The following is a 15071-nucleotide window of genomic DNA, read 5'->3' as shown; positions in this document are numbered from 1 at the left end:
GAGATCACCATGAGCCAGTACGAGCAGCGTCTTCTCATCGTCGAAGAGGCCCTGAAGGCCGAGAAGGTCCATCCCGCCAAGGGAAAGACCCTGGCGCAGGCTTCCGTCAGCGTGCTGGCCGCCATCGACGAGATCAAGGAGAACGTTCGATGAACGCCTTCCTGACCGTGCTGGTCATCGTCGTGGTCGTCGTCCTGCTCCTGCTGGCGCTGGCACTGAAGGTGGTGAAGCAGTACGAGCAGGGTGTGCTCTTCCGCCTCGGCCGGGTCATCGGCGTCCGGGAACCCGGCCTGCGGGTGATCGTGCCACTGATCGACGTGATGCACCGGGTGTCGCTGCGGATCGTCACCATGCCCATCCAATCCCAGGGCATCATCACCCGCGACAACGTCAGCGTCGACGTCTCGGCAGTTGCCTACTTCCGTGTCGTCGACGCCGTCAAATCAGTCGTGGCGATCGAGAACGTCTACTCCGCCATCGATCAGATCGCCCAGACGACCCTGCGCAAAGTGGTCGGCCAGCACACCTTGGACCAGACGCTGTCCGAAACGGACAAGATCAACATCGTCATCCGCGAGATCCTCGACGTGACGACCGTCGACTGGGGAATCCAGGTCACCCTGGTGGAACTCAAGGACATCCAGCTTCCCGACACGATGAAGCGTGCCATGGCCCGCCAGGCGGAAGCCGAGCGCGAGAAGCGGGCGAAGATCATCAACGCCGAGGGCGAATCGATGGCGGCAGCCGCGCTGGGCGATGCGTCGGACATCATGATGGCGCACCCACTCGCGCTGCAGCTGCGCAACCTGCAGTCGCTGGTGGAGATCGGTGTCGACAAGAACACCACGGTCGTCTTCCCGGCCCCCCTGATGACGACCATCGCCGAACTCGGATCGTTCCTGGCGAGGGAGAGTGCAGCTGCGGCAGTACCTTCCGCGGCGGTACCTTCCGCGCCGGTACCTTCCGCGCCGGTCCACCGGCCGGTGCCGGATCACGCCGTCAGGCCCGAACACCAGTCGGCCACCAACGGGACAACCGCCAGGAGGTGAGGATGCTGGACGACGGACAACTCCGACGCATCCTGCGTCACTCGTCGAGCCGTCCGCAGTTCGCTCGGAGCGGAGCCAGCCGGTAGTGGACCCGTTCCGCGCCCCACTCCGGGTCGAGGGCGGTACGTCCGGTCGGGCGGAAGCCGCTGCGCTCGTATAGTTCACGCGCACGCGAGTTGGCGGTGAAGACCCACAGCTCGATGTCGTCGCGACCTGCTTCGGTCAGCAATTGCACAACGGAATCCAACAGCGCACTGCCGATTCCCCGCCCGGAGTGGGTCGGGTCGACGTAGAGGGAGGCGAGGTAGCCGGCGCCGGGCGCCGGCCGGTCGGGATCCGCGCCAAACCGGGCGAAACCCGCCACCGACGCGCCGGTCTGCCAGACGATCGTCGTCCAACTGCTCTCCCGCAGGCGCTTCTCGAAACCGACGGTCCAGTCGTCGATGTCGAGCGTGTCGATGATCGCATCGGGCACCACACCGCGGTAGCCGGTACGCCATGCGTCGACGAAGACCCGGGCCAACTCGCCGGCATCGGCGACCACCCCCGTTCGAATCATTCCGCCTCGATGCGGAGACGTTGCACCGCAACGGTACTGGGAGCCGGAAGGACCAGTGGGCCGGTACCGGGTGTGATCGAGCCGAGGATCGACGCCGCCCGCGCCCCGGTGGCGGTCGCGATCGTGCCGGGCAGACCGTGCACGGTGAGATAACCCAGCATGGCGAAGAGGTAGGCCTCCTTGGCCTGCGGCGGCAGTCCGTATTCGTCGATCGACGTGACCCGGACCGGTGCGCACAGCTCCTGGATGCGCCTCATCAGGGTGGGATTGCGGACCCCGCCGCCGGCCACCACCAGTTCCGTCAATCCGTGGTCGGTGCATGCGCCGGCCACCAGCACTGCGGTGAGTTCGGTCAACGTGGCGAGCAGGTCGTCCGTAGTGATATCGGCACCGAACTTCTGCACGCTGTTCCGGACGTAGTCGGCGTGGAACAGCTCCTTACCGGTGGATCTGGGTGCCGGTAGCCCGTAGTAGGGCTCGGCGAGGAAGTGCTCGAGCAACCGCTCATCCACCACCCCACGGGCGGCACCGGCCCCATCGAGATCCATCCGCTCCGCCCCGTCGGTGGCGTCCACGACGACACTGTCCATCAGGGCGCTGGCCGGGCCGATGTCGTAGGCAACCACCTCACCCTGATCACCGAGCACCGTGATGTTCGAGATCCCGCCCAGATTCACCGATCCGCGCCGTACCCCGTCGTGCAGCAGGAGCAGGGCATCCAGGGTGGAGGCCAGCGGCGCCGCGTGGCCACCGACGGTGATGTCCCTGGTCCGCAGATCGGACACCACCGGCACCCCGCAGGCCGCGGCGATCCAGGCGGCGCCGCCCAGCTGCAGGGTGCCGAGGGCATGGGCACCCTCGACCCAGTGGTAGACCGTCTGCCCGTGCGAGACGACGAGATCGGCGCGGCCACCGGCGTAGTGCTCGTTGGCCGCGACAGCCACCTCGCCGAACAGCTGACCGATCTTGGTGTCGAGCTTGCAGACCTCCTCGAGCGTGGTCTGATGAGGTGGCAGCGCGGCGGCGATCTCGGCGCGAAGCCGTTCTGGCATGTCGTGGCCGTGCAGGCCGAGTGGCCGGAGCACGAGAGTGTCCTCCTCCTGCCGGATCTCGGCCACCGCCGCGTCGATGGCGTCATACGACGTACCGCTGATCAATCCGATCACGATCATGCTGGATCTCCTTCTTGCGCGACGATGTCCGCGACGACGTCGAGGACGTGCGTCCAACTGGGCTCGGTCGGGACGGGGGTGCCTGCCACGTGCAGGCGGTTGGTCACCAGGACGACACTGGTCGCCAGGTCTGGCAGGATCGCCAGTGCCACGCCGGGGAAACCGGTGTGGCCCCAGGCCTTCCGGCCCCGGGCCGACCAGATGCGGCCGCCGAGGGCCTGCGTCGGGTCGGAACCTGGATCGTTGAACCGCCGTGCGGTCGCCGCGGAGACGAACCCGCCACCGTCGAGGGAGTGCAGCACGGCGTCGCCGAAGGCCAGCAGATCCCTGGCGGTGGAGAACAGGCCCGCGTGTCCCGCCACGGAGCCGAAGGAATGAAAGGCATTGCCGTCGTTGACCTCTCCGACCAGGACGTGGTCACGCCAACCCGGGAACCCTTCACCCGACAGCGGCACCGGGTACGGCACACCGGTCCGCACCATCTCCCGCTCGATCCGGTCGCCGCTCGACGACGCGGCGACGACGGACCCCGGTGTCGGGCCGGCGTACCTCGTGTGCGGCAAACCGATCGGCTCCAACACCAGTCGGCCGACAGCGTCGTCAAGGGTGCCGCCCGTCAATTCGGCGACCACGGCACCGAGCAGCAGGAAGCCGAGATCCGAGTAGTGACGGGCCTCGTCCGGCCGGTATCGCAGCGGCAGGTCCGCGATCAGGCCGAGCGCGTTCTCCGGCTCCAGATAGGTTGGCCACCACTCCCACAGCCCGCCGCGGTGCTCGAGAAGTCGCCGGACCGTGGCACCGGCCACCGGCGTCCCACCGACCCACGGCAGCAGCTCCGTCAGCGGGGCGGTCAGGTCCAGCTCTCCGCGATCGAACAGCACCATCAGCGCCGCAGTGGTGGCGACCAGTTTGGTGACCGACCCGAGGTCGGTGGCCGTATCCACGTCGATGGGGGGTGGTTCCGCGATCAGGCCCCGGTCGTCGAACTTCTGGGCCCAACCCGCGGCCGACCACCGCATCCGGCCACCGGACGACGTGGCGACCACGACACCCGGCGGGCCACCGGGAAGCCCTCGGATGGCCCCGACGGCATCGTCCAGCAGCTGTTCGCCGGTGCCGCGCAGATGCTCCACGAATCCAGAGGTTAATAGATGACCTCTTGTTAGTCACGTAGGTCAATGGTTAACATTCGCAGGTCATCGGCCTGAGGAGGCGCAGTGGTCTTCATGTTCGGCAGTGGTTCGCGGGGGCGCAAGGTACATCGAGCGGCAGTGGGTGCGGTGTCGATCGCCGCAGTACTGGCGGCAGCAGCCTGCTCTCCGGCCGGTTCGGGCAGTTCGTCCTCGTCATCGACGACGTCGGCGGCCGCTCCCGTGGTCTCGGGGTCGTCTGCCCCGTCCGGCGGAACCGGTTCGTCCGGCGCAACTCCCGCGCCGAGCGGCGGAACATTCGTGGTCGCCCGCACCGGGGACGTCGACCAGCTCGATCCGCAGAAGGCCACCGCGTTCCAGACCGTGGAAACGTTGAGCCTGGTCTACTCGCGGCTCGTCGCCCTCGACCAGGACGGCAAGGTCGTGCCCGATCTGGCCACCAGGTGGGACACCGCGGCCGACGGCAAATCCCTCACCTTCACGCTACGCAGTGGGGTGACCTGGCATGACGGTGATCCCTTCACCGCAGCGGACGTCAAGGCCTCGATCACCCGGATCCTGGACGAGAAGACTGCTGCCGTCGCGCGTTCCAACCTCAAGGCCATCACGGCCGTCGATGCGGTCGGTACCGATCAGGTCAAGCTGACCCTCTCGGCGCCGTCCACCGCCCTGCTCTACTCCCTGGCCTCGGTGAACTCGGCCATCCTGCACGCCAAGGACATCACCGCGAACAGCATCGCCAAGACCCCGGACGGCACCGGGCCGTTCGTCTGGACCAAGTGGGCCCAGGGACAGCAGGTCACCTTGACGGCCAACAGCAAGTACTTCGGCGGCAGTCCGAAGATCGGGACCCTCCAGTTCCGGGTGATCCCGGCCGAGTCCTCCATCGTCTCGGGCATGAAGGCCGGCGCGTTCCAGCTCGGCATCCTGTCCGATCCGACGGTGGCCGACAACGCCGGAACGTCGGGCAGGTTCACCCTGGTCAAGCAGCCGGTGCTCTCGTATCACGCGCTGATGCTCAACGGCCGCAAGGGTCCGCTGAAGGACGTCAGGGTGCGGCAGGCCATCGCCTGCGCCATCGATCGCGACCAGGTGGTGAAGACGGCTGCCAACGGTGACGGCACCGTCACCGGCCCGATCACCAGCCCCGGGTTCCAGTTCTCCCCCACCGACGGACTGGCCTGCAAGCCGGGCGACACCGCCGCTGCCAAGGCGCTGATGACCGCCGCGGGATACGGCAGCGGCATCACGTTGAACACCATCGTCGAGACCGGTGAGTACGCAACGGCTGTCGCCGAGGGCCAGAACCTGCAGTCACAACTGAAGGCGATCGGCGTCACCCTCACGCTCAAGCAGCTGACCACGGACCCGTACGTGAAGGCATGGCTGGCAGCCGATTTCGACGCGGCCGTCGCGCTCAACGGCGGTAGCTACGACCCATATCTGATGTACGGGCGCTACTACACGACCGGCGGCAGTCTCTCGCTGCCCGGCGGCCTGGATTCGGCCACGCTGAACGACCTCCTGGTCAAGGGCAACACCAGCACGGTGGACGCCGACCGTCAGAAGATCTACCAGCAGCTCCAGTCCGAACTGCTCAAGGAATCGCCATGGGTCTGGATGTTCCGCAGCGATGACTACTACCTGGTCGGTTCAGGCGCAACAGGTTTCAAGCCGCGGGCGGATGAACTGCTGACCTCGCTCGCCTCCACGAGCTGAGCGGCCGCAGGGATGGCGTTGTCCTGGAAATGGTTCGGTGCCCGGCTCGGCGGTGCCCTTGTCACCTTGTTCGGGGTGACCATCGTCGTCTTCGTGGTGCTCAGGGCCATCCCGGGCAACGCCATCACCGCCTCTCTGGGGATCGAGTCGGGCACCCTCAGCGCCGGCCAGATCGAGGCTCTGAACCACTTCTACGGCATCGACCAGCCGTGGTACTCGCAGTTCTTCTCCTGGCTGGGTGAGCTCTTCCAGGGCAATCTCGGGGTGTCCCTGACGAGCGGCAATTCCGTGTCGTCGCTGATCGGCGCCGCCCTCCCGGTGACCATCGAATTGGCCGTCCTCGCCGCCCTGATCGGTACCGCCGTCGGGGTCCTGCTGGGCACCCTGGCCGGATCCGGGCCGGGCAAGGCCCGGGACTCGGTCACCCAGGGCGTCGGACTGCTCGGGCTGGCCATCCCGGAGTTCGTGCTCGGCACGTTGACGGTTGCGCTGCTCGCCGATCTCTTCGACTACTTTCCCGACACCAGTACCTTCGTGCCCCTGACGGAATCGTTCTCCGGCAACATGAGCCAGATCCTCTATCCCGCCCTGGTGCTCTCCGTCGGCTTTGCCGCCAACGTCATGCGCACCACCAGGAGCGAGTACGTCGAGACCGCGCAGGCGGACTTCGTCCGTACGGCCCGAGGAAAAGGTCTTTATCCCAGGCGGATCCGCACCGCGCACGTGCTGCGGAACGCCTCGATCCCGATCCTCACGCTCACCGGCATCCAGTTCGGGTACCTGCTCGGCGGGACCGTCATCATCGAGCAGATCTTCGCCCTGCCGGGACTCGGCCGACTGCTCTTCACCTCCATCACCGACCACGACTACCCGGTTGTCCAGAGCAGCGTGCTGATCGTCGCCGCGGCGTTCGTCGTGGTGAACCTGCTGGTGGACATCGGCTATCGGATCGTCGACCCAAGAATGCGACAGATATGAGCGTCACGCCCATCGCCCCCGACGTCGGCCCGGCCGGAGCCCCGCCGGGCAACGGCAGTCTGATCGGCCGGATCTGGCGGGATCCCAACGGACGCATCGGTCTGGTCCTCACCGCGGTGTTGTTGATCGTCGGCGCCTGCGGAGCTCTCGGATTCCTGCCACACGACCCGCTCGATCAGTTCCCGGACTCCCGCAACCAACCACCGTCAGGTACCTACTGGTTCGGATCGGACCAATTCGGCCGGGACATCGCAGCCCGGGTGGCAGCCGGGATCTGGACCTCCCTGCGGGTTTCGGTCGTCGCGGTGGCCATCGCCGCCGTAGTGGGTTCGGCCCTCGGCATCTGCGCCGGGTTCTTCGGCGGCTGGCTGGACCAGATCATCAGCCGGTTCATCGAGGTGCTGTTCGCCTTCCCCGCGATCCTGCTCGCGCTGGCCGTGGTCAGCGCCCTGGGAGCCGGTTGGCAGAACACGGCCATCGCCATCGCCATCGTCTACACCCCCATCTTCGCGCGAGTCTCCCGTGGGCCGACGCTCGGTGTGGCGAAGGCCGAGTACATCAAAGCCCAACGGGTGCTGGGGATCCCGACGTGGCGGGTATTGCTGCGGCACGTCCTGCCCAACGTCAGCGCCCCGATCGTCGTGCAGATCACGCTCGCGCTCTCCTGGGCCCTGCTCACCGAATCCGCCCTCTCCTTCCTGGGTCTGGGCACGCAGCCACCGGAGCCCAGCCTTGGTCTGATGGTCTCGGACGCGCAGAACACGATCACCAGCCAGTGGTGGACGATGGCTTTTCCGGCAGGCGCGATCGTCATCGCCGTCATCGCCCTCAACCTCCTGGGCGACGGTCTCCGCAGCGCGCTGGACCCCCGCCGGGAGTCGGGCCGATGACGGCGCCGGTGCTGCCGGTGCTCTCCGTCCGGGACCTGCACACGAGTGTCGCCGGCCGCGGCGGCACGACGGAGATCCTCCGCGGGGTCAGCTTCGATGTCCGGTCGGGCGAAACCCTGGCCGTGGTGGGCGAATCGGGTTCCGGCAAATCCTTCACCGCCCTGACGATCGCCGGGCTGCTCCCGCAGGGCGCCACGTTGACCGAAGGCGAGGTCCTGCTGGAGGGAGCGGATGTCGTCCACCTCGGCGAGAATCGACGCCGGGCATTGCGCGGTGCGCAGATCGGCATGGTCTACCAGGACCCGATGACGGCTCTCAACCCGGTGATGAGAGTCGGCCACCAGGTGTCCGAGGGGCTGCGGGCCCATGGCTGGAGCAAGGCGAAGTCCGCCGAGCGGACCCTGGAGGTACTCGCCGAAGTCGGCCTTCCCTCGCCCCGGAACCTGGCCAGGCTCTACCCGCACCAACTCTCCGGCGGCATGCGTCAACGTGTGCTGATCGCCTGCGCCCTGGCTCCCCGCCCCAAGGTGCTGATCGCCGACGAACCCACCACGGCGCTGGATGTCACCATCCAGCAACAGATCCTGGAGGTCGTCACCGCCCTGCGCGACGACTACGGGCTTGCGGTCGTCTGGATCACCCACGATCTCGGTGTGGTGGCGAGGATCGCCGACTCGGTCGCGGTGATGTACGCCGGCCGGGTGGTCGAGCAGGCGGCGACCGGGCTGCTGTTCGCTGCACCCCAGCACCCCTACACCGACGGATTGCTGCGCTCCATACCCACTCCGGCGCAACGGCATCAAGCCGCGCTGCCGCAGATCGGGGGCAATCCCGTCTCCCTCTCGACGCTACCGGTCGGATGTCCTTTCGAGCCGAGATGCCCGCAACGGATGGAACGCTGTGCGGCCGAGGAACCGCCGCTGACCGAGCGCGGATCGTCGCTGGCCGCCTGCTGGGTGCCGCCGGACCGGTGGGTCGATGCCCACCCCGACCTCAGGGTCGTGACCGGTGCCTGACTCGCCGATGGTCGAGATGGTCGATGTGGTGAAGCACTACCCCACCGCCGGCCGCGGGCTGGTGCACGCCCTGGACGGCATCACCCTGTCGGTGGAGGCCGGGAGCGTGCTCGGCCTGGTGGGCGAGAGCGGCTGCGGCAAGTCCACGGCGGCGCGCCTGCTGACGCTGCTCGAGCAGCCCACCTCGGGCATGGTCCGCATCGCGGGGCAGGACCTGGCCGCCCTGGACCGCAAGGGGGCCAGAGCTTTCCGCAGATCGGTGCAGATGGTGTTCCAGGATCCTTACGCCTCGCTCGACCCACGCCAGCGGATCGGCGATGCGCTCGGTGAGGTGCTCACGGTGCACGGCCTCGCGTCCGGACGAACGGCGGTCCGATCCGCGGTCACCGACCTGCTGGACACGGTCGGTCTGGTGCACTCGACCGCCGATCGCTATCCGCACCAGCTCTCCGGCGGCCAGCGGCAACGCGTCGGGATTGCAAGAGCACTGTCGGTCAAGCCGGAGGTGGTGGTGCTGGACGAACCCGTCTCGGCCCTCGACGTCTCCGTCCGGGCCGAGATCATCAACCTGCTCGCGCGCCTCCGGACGGAGCTGGGCCTGACCTACGTCTTCATCAGCCATGATCTCGGCATGGTGCGACATCTGGCCGACCGGATCGCCGTGATGTACCTGGGGCAGATCGTCGAATACGGCAGCTGGGCGGAACTCTCGGATCATCCGCAGCATCCGTACACGCAGGCCCTCCAGGCGGCCGTACCCGTGGCCGACCCGGTGGTGGAGGCCCGGCGAAAGGTGACGGCGGTCCGCGGCGAGATCCCCGACGCGGCCCGACCACCCGCCGGCTGTCGCTTCCATCCGCGGTGCCCGCTGGTCGAGGACGTCTGCCGGGAGGCGGTCCCGCCACTGCTGCCGCCGTCCGGTGCCTACCGGCTGGCATGCCATGTGCGCCAGCGGGAACTGGCCGGCACTGCAGTGCAGCAACCCTCGTGATCGCGACCAACGGTGCGCCGACCACCGAGATCCTGGTGAGCCTGCGCAGTCTGGCGCCGACCCTGGTTCCGTCGTTGCAGCGGGTGGCCGCCCGGATCCTGGAGGATCCGGGCGGGGTGGCGGCGCAGACGATCTCGGAACTGGCCCGCGCCGCCGACACGTCGGAGTCGAGTGTGCTTCGGCTCTGCCGTCAGCTCCACGTCGCCGGGTACCGCGATCTCCGGGTCGCCCTCGCGGCGGAATCCGGCCGTGAGCGGGCCCTCTCGGACAATCGTCAGGTCGGGGGCGACATCGGCCGGACGGACGATCTCGAGTCCATCATCGACAGCGTCACCTTCGCCGACCGGCAGGCGATCGCCGACACCGCCCGCACCATCGACCGCGAGGCACTGGCCCGCGCGATCGCCCTGGTGGTCGGTGCGCGGCGGATCGACATCGTCGGGGTCGGCGCGAGCGCGGTGGTCGCCCTGGATCTGCAGCAGAAGCTCCATCGGATCGGTCTGATCGCCTTCACCTGGAGCGACACGCACGCCGCGCTGACCGCCGCCGCCCTGCTCGGATCGGGGGACGTGATGATCGGCATCTCACACACCGGCGTGACCCGGGATACCGAGGAGGCGATCGTGGAGGCCGGCCGGCACGGCGCGAAGACGATTGCGCTGACCAGCGTCTCGCGATCGCCGCTGGCCCGGCGGGTCGACGTGCTGCTGGTGACGGCCGCACGGGAGACCACCTTCCGGTCCGGGGCGACCAGCTCCCGGATCGCGGCGCTGAGCGTGGTGGACGTGCTGTTCGTGGCGGTCGCCCAGCAACGCTACGACGCCACCGTCAGCGCGTTGGAGGCCACCAGGAGGGCCGTGATCCCGCGGCGATTCGAACAAGCGGAGGACCTGTCGTGAGCAACGATCAGGTGCGGGTCAGCTCCCCCACCGAGGACATCAACCCACGGACCGAGAGCATCGACCAAATCAGCACTCTCGAGGTACTCCGGTTGATCAATGCCGAGGACGCCCTGGTGCCCGGTGCCGTCGCCGCGCTGCTGCCCGCCCTGGCGGAGCTGGTGGAGGTGACCGCCGCGCGGGTCCGCGCCGGCGGACGGGTGCACTATTTCGGTGCCGGGACCTCCGGCCGGCTCGGGGTGCTGGACGCCGCAGAACTATTGCCCACCTTCGGTATCGCCGATGACGTGGTGATCGCCCATCAGGCCGGTGGGTCACGGGCGTTCGTCCAGGCCGTCGAGAACGCCGAGGACGACGAGAGCGGCGTGGCCGCCGACGCCGCCGGAATCGGACCGGCTGACATCATCCTCGGACTCGCCGCCTCCGGCCGTACGCCCTACGTGGCTGCCGCGCTCCGGGCCGGTCGGCAGATGGGGGCCGTCACCGCCCTCGTGACGTCGAATCCGATGCCACCGCTGGCCGACCTTGCCGATCATCTCCTCGTGGCCGACACCGGTGCCGAGGCGATCGCCGGGTCGACGAGGCTGAAGGCCGGGTCCGCGCTCAAGCTGGTGCTGAACTCGTTCTCCACCGCACTGATGATCCAGCTGGGACACACCTACCGGAATCTGATGGTCGACATGCGCCCGACGAATGCCAAGCTGCGCGGCCGAAGCATCCAGCTGCTGCACGACGCCACCGGCGCCACCGACGCCGAATGCGAACAGGCGCTGGACCTCTGCGGCGACATCAAGACCAGCGTCGTCTTTCTGATCGCCGGCAGCCGTCCGGCCGGGACCATGATCGACGTCGATGCTGCGCGGAGGGCTCTCAAGGCTTCCGGTGGGCATGTGCGCGAGGCCCTCGCTCACCTGAGGGCCTGACCGACGACGAGAACCTGACGCAACCCGGGACCTGATGCACCCGCCGATCGCGAGCAGCTGAGGATTCTGTGAGACGCGCCGGGGATGCTGAGGTCCGTGAGGATGAATTCCACCGCCGCCGGCCTGCTGGCCAAGGTCCCCTGGGTCTCCACCCCGGCGACCCTGGCCACCGCTACGGAACCGTCGGGGGACAAAGCTGCTGGTGTGCAGGGTAACTCACGCCTGACTTCGGCGACCGGCACGGTCCTCCTGGCCCTGCTCGCGGTCGAAGGAGTGACCATTCTGAGCGTCCGGCAGATGATCACGTTGCACATCTACGTCGGCCTGCTCCTGCTGGGCCCGGTGGTGCTGAAGAGCGGCAGCACGATGTACCGGTTCGCGCGGTACTACCGTGGCGCCCCCGCCTACATCGAGAAGGGACCGCCGCACCCCGTGCTGCGCATCCTCGGACCGTTCGTCATCCTGTCGAGCCTGGCCCTGCTGGGTACCGGGACGGCCTTGATCTTCACCGCGGACGCCCGCTCGAACTGGGTACTGACCGCCCATCAGACCTGCTTCTGGATCTGGATCGTGCTGATGACCGTTCACGTGGCCGGCCATCTGTGGGAGGCGTTGGTGACCTCGCGGGCCGAACTGCGGAGCACCCTCCGAGGTCCCTCGGCCCGGAGCAGTCGCCGGCGGCTCAGCCTCATCGCGCTGGCCTTGGTCCTCGGGGTGGGTACTGCCACGGTGTTGCTGCCGCACGCAACGACCTGGACCACCCGGCAGCCTGGTCAGCACGACCACCCATCTGCCCTGCGCCCTTGACCAATTGAGTGATATTCGGGCTAATGCCTGACGGCAAACGCACACACGAAGGTGACAAGAGCGGCCAATACCGCGACGCCCATCCAGATCAACAAGATCGAATCCATCACTGCCGTCCCTCTACTCCACCCAATGGTGACCGTTACGACGCCTGGGTCAAGAGCGCCCAGGTCCACGGTATCGCCGCGTCACAGTGGTCCTACCGATCCGGGAGGTCCGGAAACAGCAGATCCAGCCGGTCGACGCAGCTCTCGACCTCGGTGCGGACCGGGGAACCGAGACGTTCTCTTCGGAGCGGGCGGCGGGGATAGGCCCCACCATCATCAATACCCTCTGCGGATCAGGCGGATCTCACAGTCGGGACGTTGTCAGCAGAAGTACCATCGGCTCGGCTGATCTCAGAGCAAATTCAGAATGGGAGGTGGGACGATCGTGTCATGAGCGACAAAGTCCGTCCACACCGCGGCGAGCATCAAGCGCTCGACGGCTCCGCCCCTGACGCAAGACCGAGATTGCTGCTCGTCGAGGACGACCGCGAGCTTGCGCCGCTCCTGCTGGAAGTGCTGGGCGAGGACTACCGGGTCGACCACGCCCCAGACGGTCAGGTCGGTCTGCACCGTGCCCTCACCCGCGAGTACGAGGTCATGGTGATCGACCGGGCGCTCCCTGTCGTCGACGGCCTCGAACTCGTCAGCACACTGCGGGCCAGGGGCGTCATCAACCCGATCCTCCTGCTGACGGCACGCGGCACGCTGGCCGACAAGATCGAGGGTCTCGACGCCGGGGCCGAAGACTATGTGGTCAAGCCTTTCGAGATCGACGAATTGCTGGCCCGACTGCGAGCCCTCCTCCGACGGCACTCCGAGGCCACCCCGACGATCGGCATCGGACGCCGCCGGTTCGAGGTGAAGTCCCGGCGGGTGACGGGCTCAGGGACGGACCCGATCGATCTCTCCGGCAAGGAATCGACCCTCCTGGAGACCTTGGCCCGACGGCCGGGTCGGGTGTTCACCCGCCCCGAACTGCTCTCGGCCGTCTTCGACCCCAACGACACGGAAGGCACTGTGGACACCTACGTCTACTATCTGCGGCGGAAACTCGGCCGGGAAGTGGTCACCACGGTGCACGGCCTCGGATACCGCATCGGTAGCCTGTGAGGTCACCGGTAGGGCCGAAGAGCAGGAGGGCCGGCATGCCCGGCCGTGCCACGTCCGGTGAAACGGCCGTTCGCCAGAACGTCGAGGACGCGGCGCTGATCCGTCACGCGGCGACGCGCATCGGGGTGCAGATCGCTCTGGCCAGTGCTTTGGCCGTCGGCGTGGCGGCGGTCCTGGCATTTGCGCTCATCCGTCATCACCACGGCGATCCGCTCGCAGGCACCACCCACGTCGAACCGGCGACCGACGACGACAGGCTGGTTCTCAATGCCCTGCTCCTGGCCGCCTCCGTCGGCGTTCTGGTCGCCGGAGTTGTCGCCTTCTTCATCGCTCGGCGAGCCGTTCGCCCACTGGGACAGGCACTCTCGCTGCAAAGGCGGTTCGTCGCCGATGCTGGCCACGAACTCCGAACACCTCTCACGATCCTGCACACCAGGGCCCAGTTGCTGGCCCGGCGGATACCCGTCGACGAACCGGCCGGCCAGGTCGCTGCACAGTTGCTGGACGACAGTCGAGTGCTCTCCGAGATCGTCGACGAATTGCTGCTGAGCGCCTCGTTGACCGCTCACCCCGGTCTCGCCGAGGGGATGGATCCGGCCGAACTCCTCGATGATGTCGCCGCGAGCATGCAGGTGATCGCCGACGATTCCGGTGTCCACCTGCGATCGTCTTCGGCTCCGGGTCTGCACGTCCGCGGGTCCCGGCCGGCCCTTCGACGTGCCCTGATCGCCATGGTCGACAATGCGATCTCGCATTCTGTCGACGGCGGCGACGTGGAGCTCAAGGCCTCGGCCGGTCAGGGGATGGTGACCCTGACCGTCACCGACGAGGGCGAGGGCCTGCCACCCGATGGCCGGCGCGAGGAAATCTGGAATCGATTCTCCCGCGGTGGCAACGACAATTCCGACCATGCCACCGAGCGCCCGATCGGAAATCGTCGGTTCGGGCTCGGTCTCTCCCTGGTGCGCGAGATCGCCACCGCTCATGGAGGAACGGTTTCGCTGGCCGACTCTCCCCACGGCCGAGGCGCCGTCGCCACGCTGACCATTCCCGCTGCCGGGTCCTCCGGGGCACGGTAGAGCCGTCTGCTCCGATCTCACCCGGTCCGGACTGAGAACTTCCTGAGCGGATCCAGACCGCCTACTCAGCAGGTGCACAGCAGACGCACAGTCCCGTCGATCACGGTGGTCAGAGACAGTCACCCGAGAAGCCGTTGCCCGAGAAGGCTCTGAGATCAGTCCGGCACGCTCGAAAGATCACCTGGACACGCATCGAGAGGGAACCATCGATATGAACTTGCCAGATTCGGCCGCATCCGGAGTGCGCATGCGGCGTCGGGTCAGAATGCTGACGGCCGGACTCGCGGGTGCCGCGGGGGTCGCGTCGGTGGCCGCCACCCTCGCACTGACTCCCCACGCGGCGGCCGGCGCGCCGACGAGGACGAGTTCGGTCGCCCACACCCCCGCGATACCTGCCGGTGCGTCCTCGACCACTACCCCGCGCACGGCTGCTGGCACGTTGCCATCCGGGCCCGAGCCCGTCACCTCGGCCGTCACCGCTCGCACGTCGAAGGCAGCCGCCCGATCGTCGAAGGCAGCCCCCCGATCGTCGAAGGCAGCCACGACCGCGACGCCGGCCACCCCGTCGTCCAGTGCCCCCATCAGAACCTCCAGTCCATCCACGACCCCTTCCGGCGCCACCACGACGTCGATTCCGAGCGTCACCGCCGCCCCGATCACGAGTGCCTCCAGCGCCTCCTC

16 protein-coding genes are annotated in these 15071 nt (G+C 67.8%); 12 read left to right on the top strand and 4 right to left on the bottom strand.

The window, feature by feature from the left end; all coding sequences use genetic code 11:
- Positions 1-9: 9 nt before the first annotated feature.
- Both ABIB25_RS01280 and ABIB25_RS01275 read left to right on the top strand, forming a co-directional pair.
- Positions 10-153, top strand: coding sequence for a DUF6307 family protein (locus ABIB25_RS01280; RefSeq protein WP_354526587.1), 144 nt, complete (start codon positions 10-12; stop codon positions 151-153).
- Complete coding sequence (locus ABIB25_RS01275) at positions 150-1049, top strand: slipin family protein (RefSeq protein WP_354526586.1); 900 nt, start codon at positions 150-152, stop codon at positions 1047-1049. The genes ABIB25_RS01280 and ABIB25_RS01275 overlap by 4 nt, the downstream gene beginning before the upstream one ends.
- Before the next feature lie 37 nt (positions 1050-1086).
- Here the strand turns inward: ABIB25_RS01275 and ABIB25_RS01270 are convergent, their stop codons facing one another.
- From ABIB25_RS01270 to ABIB25_RS01260, 3 genes are read right to left on the bottom strand one after another with little or no spacing between them, the layout of a single operon-like run.
- A complete protein-coding gene (locus ABIB25_RS01270) occupies positions 1087-1608 on the bottom strand; it encodes a GNAT family N-acetyltransferase (protein WP_354526585.1) in 522 nt (173 codons plus the stop codon).
- A complete protein-coding gene (locus ABIB25_RS01265) occupies positions 1605-2780 on the bottom strand; it encodes an anhydro-N-acetylmuramic acid kinase (RefSeq protein WP_354526584.1) in 1176 nt (391 codons plus the stop codon). Before ABIB25_RS01265 ends, ABIB25_RS01270 begins: the two co-directional genes overlap by 4 nt.
- Positions 2777-3913 carry a serine hydrolase domain-containing protein gene (locus tag ABIB25_RS01260; protein WP_354526583.1) on the bottom strand — a complete coding sequence of 379 codons (1137 nt, stop codon included), beginning with the start codon at positions 3911-3913 and terminating at the stop codon, positions 2777-2779. Before ABIB25_RS01260 ends, ABIB25_RS01265 begins: the two co-directional genes overlap by 4 nt.
- Before the next feature lie 93 nt (positions 3914-4006).
- Between ABIB25_RS01260 and ABIB25_RS01255 the strand changes: the two genes are divergently transcribed.
- The 10 genes from ABIB25_RS01255 to ABIB25_RS01210 all read left to right on the top strand — a co-directional run bounded on the left by ABIB25_RS01255 (position 4007) and on the right by ABIB25_RS01210 (position 14390).
- Positions 4007-5650, top strand: coding sequence for an ABC transporter substrate-binding protein (locus ABIB25_RS01255; RefSeq protein ID WP_354526969.1), 1644 nt, complete (start codon positions 4007-4009; stop codon positions 5648-5650).
- A gap of 18 nt (positions 5651-5668) precedes the next feature.
- Positions 5669-6628, top strand: coding sequence for an ABC transporter permease (locus ABIB25_RS01250; protein ID WP_354526582.1), 960 nt, complete (start codon positions 5669-5671; stop codon positions 6626-6628).
- Complete coding sequence (locus tag ABIB25_RS01245; RefSeq protein ID WP_354526581.1) at positions 6625-7518, top strand: ABC transporter permease; 894 nt, start codon at positions 6625-6627, stop codon at positions 7516-7518. Before ABIB25_RS01250 ends, ABIB25_RS01245 begins: the two co-directional genes overlap by 4 nt.
- Positions 7515-8534 carry an ABC transporter ATP-binding protein gene (locus ABIB25_RS01240; protein ID WP_354526580.1) on the top strand — a complete coding sequence of 340 codons (1020 nt, stop codon included), beginning with the start codon at positions 7515-7517 and terminating at the stop codon, positions 8532-8534. Before ABIB25_RS01245 ends, ABIB25_RS01240 begins: the two co-directional genes overlap by 4 nt.
- A complete protein-coding gene (locus tag ABIB25_RS01235) occupies positions 8527-9525 on the top strand; it encodes an ABC transporter ATP-binding protein (protein ID WP_354526579.1) in 999 nt (332 codons plus the stop codon). Before ABIB25_RS01240 ends, ABIB25_RS01235 begins: the two co-directional genes overlap by 8 nt.
- Positions 9522-10424 (top strand): MurR/RpiR family transcriptional regulator, encoded by a 903-nt coding sequence (locus ABIB25_RS01230; RefSeq protein WP_354526578.1) that lies wholly within the window; start codon positions 9522-9524, stop codon positions 10422-10424. Before ABIB25_RS01235 ends, ABIB25_RS01230 begins: the two co-directional genes overlap by 4 nt.
- Positions 10421-11347, top strand: coding sequence for an N-acetylmuramic acid 6-phosphate etherase (locus ABIB25_RS01225; protein WP_354526577.1), 927 nt, complete (start codon positions 10421-10423; stop codon positions 11345-11347). The genes ABIB25_RS01230 and ABIB25_RS01225 overlap by 4 nt, the downstream gene beginning before the upstream one ends.
- Positions 11348-11449: 102 nt before the next feature.
- Positions 11450-12154, top strand: coding sequence for a hypothetical protein (locus ABIB25_RS01220; protein WP_354526576.1), 705 nt, complete (start codon positions 11450-11452; stop codon positions 12152-12154).
- 437 nt (positions 12155-12591) lie between these two features.
- Positions 12592-13311 (top strand): response regulator transcription factor, encoded by a 720-nt coding sequence (locus tag ABIB25_RS01215; RefSeq protein WP_354526575.1) that lies wholly within the window; start codon positions 12592-12594, stop codon positions 13309-13311.
- Between the two features lie 35 nt (positions 13312-13346).
- Complete coding sequence (locus ABIB25_RS01210) at positions 13347-14390, top strand: sensor histidine kinase (RefSeq protein ID WP_354526574.1); 1044 nt, start codon at positions 13347-13349, stop codon at positions 14388-14390.
- A 177-nt stretch (positions 14391-14567) separates the two neighbouring features.
- On the opposite strand, the gene ABIB25_RS01205 is transcribed toward ABIB25_RS01210, so the two are convergent.
- Positions 14568-15050, bottom strand: coding sequence for a hypothetical protein (locus tag ABIB25_RS01205; protein ID WP_354526573.1), 483 nt, complete (start codon positions 15048-15050; stop codon positions 14568-14570).
- Between the last annotated feature and the right edge of the window lie 21 nt (positions 15051-15071).

The organism is Nakamurella sp. UYEF19, assembly GCF_040546275.1.
Lineage (GTDB): Bacteria > Actinomycetota > Actinomycetes > Mycobacteriales > Nakamurellaceae > Nakamurella.
The sequence above is the reverse complement of the archived record's forward strand: the minus strand, read 5'-3'. Positions and strand labels throughout refer to the sequence as shown.

Bases quoted from the DNA above. Each gene is read 5' to 3' on its own strand.
- ABIB25_RS01280 (WP_354526587.1), top strand. From the start codon at position 10: ATGAGCCAGTACGAGCAGCGTCTTCTCATCGTCGAAGAGGCCCTGAAG.
- ABIB25_RS01275 (WP_354526586.1), top strand. From the start codon at position 150: ATGAACGCCTTCCTGACCGTGCTGGTCATCGTCGTGGTCGTCGTCCTG.
- ABIB25_RS01270 (WP_354526585.1), bottom strand. From the start codon at position 1,608: ATGATTCGAACGGGGGTGGTCGCCGATGCCGGCGAGTTGGCCCGGGTC.
- ABIB25_RS01265 (WP_354526584.1), bottom strand. From the start codon at position 2,780: ATGATCGTGATCGGATTGATCAGCGGTACGTCGTATGACGCCATCGAC.
- ABIB25_RS01255 (WP_354526969.1), top strand. From the start codon at position 4,007: ATGTTCGGCAGTGGTTCGCGGGGGCGCAAGGTACATCGAGCGGCAGTG.
- ABIB25_RS01245 (WP_354526581.1), top strand. From the start codon at position 6,625: ATGAGCGTCACGCCCATCGCCCCCGACGTCGGCCCGGCCGGAGCCCCG.
- ABIB25_RS01240 (WP_354526580.1), top strand. From the start codon at position 7,515: ATGACGGCGCCGGTGCTGCCGGTGCTCTCCGTCCGGGACCTGCACACG.
- ABIB25_RS01220 (WP_354526576.1), top strand. From the start codon at position 11,450: ATGAATTCCACCGCCGCCGGCCTGCTGGCCAAGGTCCCCTGGGTCTCC.
- ABIB25_RS01215 (WP_354526575.1), top strand. From the start codon at position 12,592: ATGAGCGACAAAGTCCGTCCACACCGCGGCGAGCATCAAGCGCTCGAC.
- ABIB25_RS01210 (WP_354526574.1), top strand. From the start codon at position 13,347: ATGCCCGGCCGTGCCACGTCCGGTGAAACGGCCGTTCGCCAGAACGTC.